The organism is Microcoleus sp. LEGE 07076 (assembly GCF_015207455.1).
In the GTDB taxonomy this organism is placed as follows: domain Bacteria; phylum Cyanobacteriota; class Cyanobacteriia; order Cyanobacteriales; family Microcoleaceae; genus Microcoleus.
Genome location: NZ_JADEWV010000335.1, coordinates 1 through 4,463, shown reverse-complemented (window position 1 = coordinate 4,463; position 4,463 = coordinate 1). Strand labels below are relative to the sequence as shown.

Genomic DNA, 4,463 nt, shown 5'->3' with positions numbered 1-4,463 from the left:
CCCCCAACCTCGGCCATCCCTGGCGATCCACCCCCCAATCCTATGATGCGACTGTCCGATTCTGATTTGAGAAGATCTGTTTTAGCTGCGACCCACTACAAAATGGAAGAACGAGAAAATTTTCCAGATTTTCAGTCTGAACCCGTCTTGGCCGATCGACAATGGAGCAACGCCCAAGACCCAGAAATGGATAAATATCCCGCAAATCCCGAAACAGACTGGAACAAAAGTAACAGTCAACAACCCGCAACCGTCGGGGAGCCAACAGCAGAGCCAACAGCAGAGATATCCGAAGCACTTACCGAAACTCCCGAAACACAAACAGGATTTTGGCCAGTTCTCAAAAACCGCAACTTTCTAGCACTGTGGAGCGGGCAAATTTTCTCCCAACTAGCAGATAAAGTTTATCTCGTACTGACGATCGCCCTGGTAGCCAGCCGCTTTCAAGCAGCAGACCAAACCATCAGCAGATGGGTATCAGCAATCATGATCGCCTTTACCATACCCGCAGTGCTGTTCGGTGCCGCCGCGGGCGTGTATGTCGATCGCTGGTCAAAAAAAGCCGTGCTCGTAGCCACAAACCTGCTGCGGGGAGGCTTCGTATTAACATTACCCCTGCTGCTGTGGCTCTCAGACGGTTTTGAACTCGGTCAACTGCCGCTCGGATTCTGCTTGCTGCTGCTAGTAACATTCCTAGTTTCGACACTAACTCAATTTTTCGCCCCAGCAGAACAGTCAGTAATTCCGTTAATTGTGGAACGCCGCCACCTACTATCGGCAAACTCGCTCTACACCACAACCATGATGGGTTCGGTGATTATCGGCTTCGCAGTCGGAGAACCCTTACTAGCTTTAGCCGACACCATATTTACCAACCTCGGCGGCGGACTCGGCATCGGCAAAGAAATAGTAGTAGGGGGAAGTTATGCCTTCGCCGGAGTGCTGTTGCTGTCAATGAAAACAGGCGAAAAAAGCGAAGGCGAACACGAACCGCCGCATCCCCTAGCAGATTTAAAAGACGGGCTGCGTTACATCAACGATCAACCGAAAGTCCGCAATGCTTTAATTCAACTAATTATTCTATTTTCGATTTTTGCAGCCTTAGCAGTTCTAGCGGTGCGGCTAGCAGAAATTCTGCCCGGTATGAAAGCGTCGCAATTTGGTTTTTTGCTGGCTGCGGTGGGCGTGGGAATGGCTGCTGGGGCGACGACAGTCGGCTATCTCGGTCACAAATTTTCTCATTCCCAACTGAGTTTAATCGGATCTGTTGGCATGGCACTTGCTCTGCTGGGCCTTTCTGCATTTACACACCATTTGTGGATCTCGGTGCTTTTTATTACCCTGTTGGGTTTATTTGCTTCCTTGGTAGGAGTGCCGATGCAGACGACAATTCAATCAGAAACCCCAGAAGAAATGCGGGGAAAAGTCTTCGGGCTGCAAAACAATGCCACTAATATCGCTTTGAGTTTACCGTTAGCTTTGGCGGGAGTAGCCGAAACATTTCTGGGTTTACCGACAGTATTTTTGGCTTTGGCAGGATTGGCGCTCGCAGGCGGTGTCTTAACCTGGTATATTTCCCGTAGCACTAATAGCAAAGTCGATCGAATCTAAAAATAACAAACTCTGATTTACTCGAATGCACATCGCTTGGCTAGGAAAAAAATCACCTTTTTGCGGTAACGTAACTTACTCCAGGGAAGTCACCAACGCACTGTTAGACCGAGGATACCAGGTAAGTTTCCTGCACTTTGCCCAAGCAGCGGGCCCGCCGGACAGGAACAATACGGCGTGGAGCATGGCAAATGGGAAATGGGGAGCTTCCATTGCTCAAACTTCATTTAGCAATTCGCTCTCGCCGGCGAGTTGCAACGAAGTTTCTTTACCCTGTCACTACAAATCGCAAATTTATACGATTCCGACTCTCAAATCCCGCACCGTGTTGATGAAATCTTTGCGGCGGCTCAAACCCGATGTTGTTCACGCTTCCCTGACGCTTTCGCCTCTAGATTTTCTGCTGCCGGAAATTTGTCAAGAATTGAATTTGCCTTTGGTGGCGACTTTTCACCCGCCGTTCGATCGCAAATTGCGGAATTTGACATCGGGAACCCAACACCTGATGTATCAACTCTACGCTCCGTTTTTGGCTCACTACGACTCGACGATCGTCTTTTCTTACATTCAGCGGGAAATTTTGATGAAGTTGGGAGTACCGCAAGAACGGGTAGCCGTGATTCCCAACGGAGTAGACGCGACGAAGTATTCTCCCGGGCCTTCGGCGTTGAAGTCGGAGTTAAAGGCCGATCGAATTTTTGTCTACCAAGGCCGGATTGCGCCGGAGAAGAATGTGGAGGCTTTGCTGAAGGCTTGGAAAGAGTGCAATTTTGGCCCTGGCAACGTGTTGGCCGTCGTGGGTGACGGGCCCCTGGCAGCCTCGTTGCAACTGTCCTACGGCGAAGAAGAGGGTATCGTGTGGCTCGGATTTGTTGCTGAGGAGGAGCGCCGGATCGAAATTCTGCGGGGTGCAGATGTATTTATTTTGCCTTCTTTGGTGGAGGGACTGTCGCTGTCGCTGCTGGAAGCGATGGCCTGCGGTTTAGCTTGTTTGGCAACGGATGCGGGTGCCGACGGCGAAGCCTTGGAGGAAGGAGCGGGGATAGTTTTGAACACTCAGCGGGTGCGGAGTCAGTTGCAAACTTTGCTACCGCTGTTTTGCGATCATTCCGAGTTTGCAGCGCTACTGGGTCAAAAAGCACGGCAGCGGGCGATCGAGCGGTACACTCTCAGTCAGAATATTACTGAGTTAGAAAAGCTGTACTCAGAGGTTTTGCAGAAGCAGCGCGTGCCGCTTCGCGGTTTAGCATAATTAGAAAATTGAGGCACAAAAGGTTTGTAATGAGGAATGCGAGTCCTGATAAATCGGAGGACTCGCATTCCTCACTACAAACCAATTTTTTCTAACTTCCCGGGCGCAAATAGTCCCAAAGTCGATCGCCCGAATCGGCCCGAATCAAAGCAACCACAACATCCGGCAAACTCCCCAAACTCGGATAAACCAAATAACGCGGTTCCCAGCGCGGCCCAAACTTATCTTTAAAACTGTGCAATCCCTTAAAATTATAAAACTTGCTCAAGTGTTCCGAAAGATAAATCAACACCTTTTCCAACCGCCCGGACTTCTCAGCTTCTCCCACACCAGCCAAAGCCGACAAACCCAAATCAAATTCTGCATAGCCCAACTCTTGACAGTGCTGCAACATCGAAGCAAACAAACACTCCATCGTGCCATTTTCCACCTCATTACGGCGGCGCATTAAATCAACTCCAACAACGTCATTTCCCACCGAGATCGTATTAGCAAAAGCACTGATTTTTCCGTCGGGAGTGTGAATGGCTGCGACGCAAGTTTCCTGCAAATATGTCTCGTCAAACCAACCGACAGAAAACTGTTTTTCGGCACCATGAACCATTTGCAGCCACTCGTCGCTAACAGATTTCATTTGCCCCATCAATTCCCCGCTTAAAGGAGGTTCGTAAAATTTGAATTGATGGCCGGCTTTTGTCAGTCGGTTGATTGCAGTTCTCAAATTTTGATTGGCCTTACCTTTGAGAGTAAAAGTTTTGAGATTGACAATAGCTGCTTCGCCAATTTGCACCGCTCGAAAACCGAGAGTATAATACATTTCTAGATTGTCGGGCAAAGTTTGATAAAATGCTGGATACCAATCATTGCGATCGCAAAATTCTTGAAACCCCAAAATCGCCTCTTTGCGGTCTTCAGTCGGCCCGATGGGGTCTCCGAGGGCGATCGCACCTCTACCTTTGGGCACGTAGGCGATCGTACTTTTGCCCGAAAAACTAAAATAATAAGATTTATCATCAAGCAGCGCCAGTCTCCCTAGCGATGTCCGCCCGTATTCTGCTACAGTTTCTTTAGCTTTATTGCGTTCCGAAATACTTGCCGAATCTCGCAGCAGCACCGGCCGCAGCAGCATCAAAAGCGCGTAGCCAAGCGTTACCGCACCCACAGCATAAATCGAATCTGCAAAAAAGTTAGCAAACCGAGTTTTCGGAACCAACCCCGCATTATCCGCCGTAAAAAACATAGCGAAAGTCTGGAATACAGCACCGTCCCAATCGAAATTAACCGCTCGTTCGTTAACTTCAAAACGCCCGTCCAGTATGTAAAAACCAGCCGTACCGTAAGCGAGTGTAAACAGCAAAGCGCCTAGCAAAACCCGAATTCCTTGAGCAATTGAAGAGCGATCGGATTGAGCGCTAAATGTCTTCCGCATCACCAACAATTGAAACAGCAGCACCCCAGAAAGCAAACTTTCTTCAACATCCAATCCCTTAACTAAATGAATTACAATAGAAACAATTAACAGTCCTACCGTCAGCAGCCAAGCAATCCGCTTTCGCCGCAACAAATTAGTCGCCAAAGTTAGCAGCATAAATCCGATAAC

3 protein-coding genes are annotated in these 4,463 nt (G+C 48.9%); 2 read left to right on the top strand and 1 reads right to left on the bottom strand.

Going from position 1 to position 4,463, the window contains the following annotated elements:
- Nucleotides 1-42 precede the first annotated feature (42 nt).
- Together IQ270_RS28520 and IQ270_RS28515 are read left to right on the top strand one after the other, a co-directional pair.
- Nucleotides 43-1,611: an MFS transporter gene (locus tag IQ270_RS28520; protein ID WP_193976490.1), complete on the top strand. Its 1,569-nt coding sequence runs from the start codon at nt 43-45 to the stop codon at nt 1,609-1,611.
- A 25-nt stretch (nt 1,612-1,636) separates the two neighbouring features.
- Nucleotides 1,637-2,863, top strand: coding sequence for a glycosyltransferase family 4 protein (locus IQ270_RS28515; RefSeq protein ID WP_193976489.1), 1,227 nt, complete (start codon nt 1,637-1,639; stop codon nt 2,861-2,863).
- Between the two features lie 91 nt (nt 2,864-2,954).
- Here IQ270_RS28515 and IQ270_RS28510 read toward each other — a convergent pair.
- A partial coding sequence (locus tag IQ270_RS28510) for a bifunctional lysylphosphatidylglycerol flippase/synthetase MprF (RefSeq protein WP_193976488.1) occupies nt 2,955-4,463 on the bottom strand: 1,509 nt, incomplete at its 5' end.

Excerpts from the sequence above, each read along its gene's own strand:
- IQ270_RS28520 (WP_193976490.1), top strand. The coding sequence starts at position 43 with ATGATGCGACTGTCCGATTCTGATTTGAGAAGATCTGTTTTAGCTGCG.
- IQ270_RS28515 (WP_193976489.1), top strand. The coding sequence starts at position 1,637 with ATGCACATCGCTTGGCTAGGAAAAAAATCACCTTTTTGCGGTAACGTA.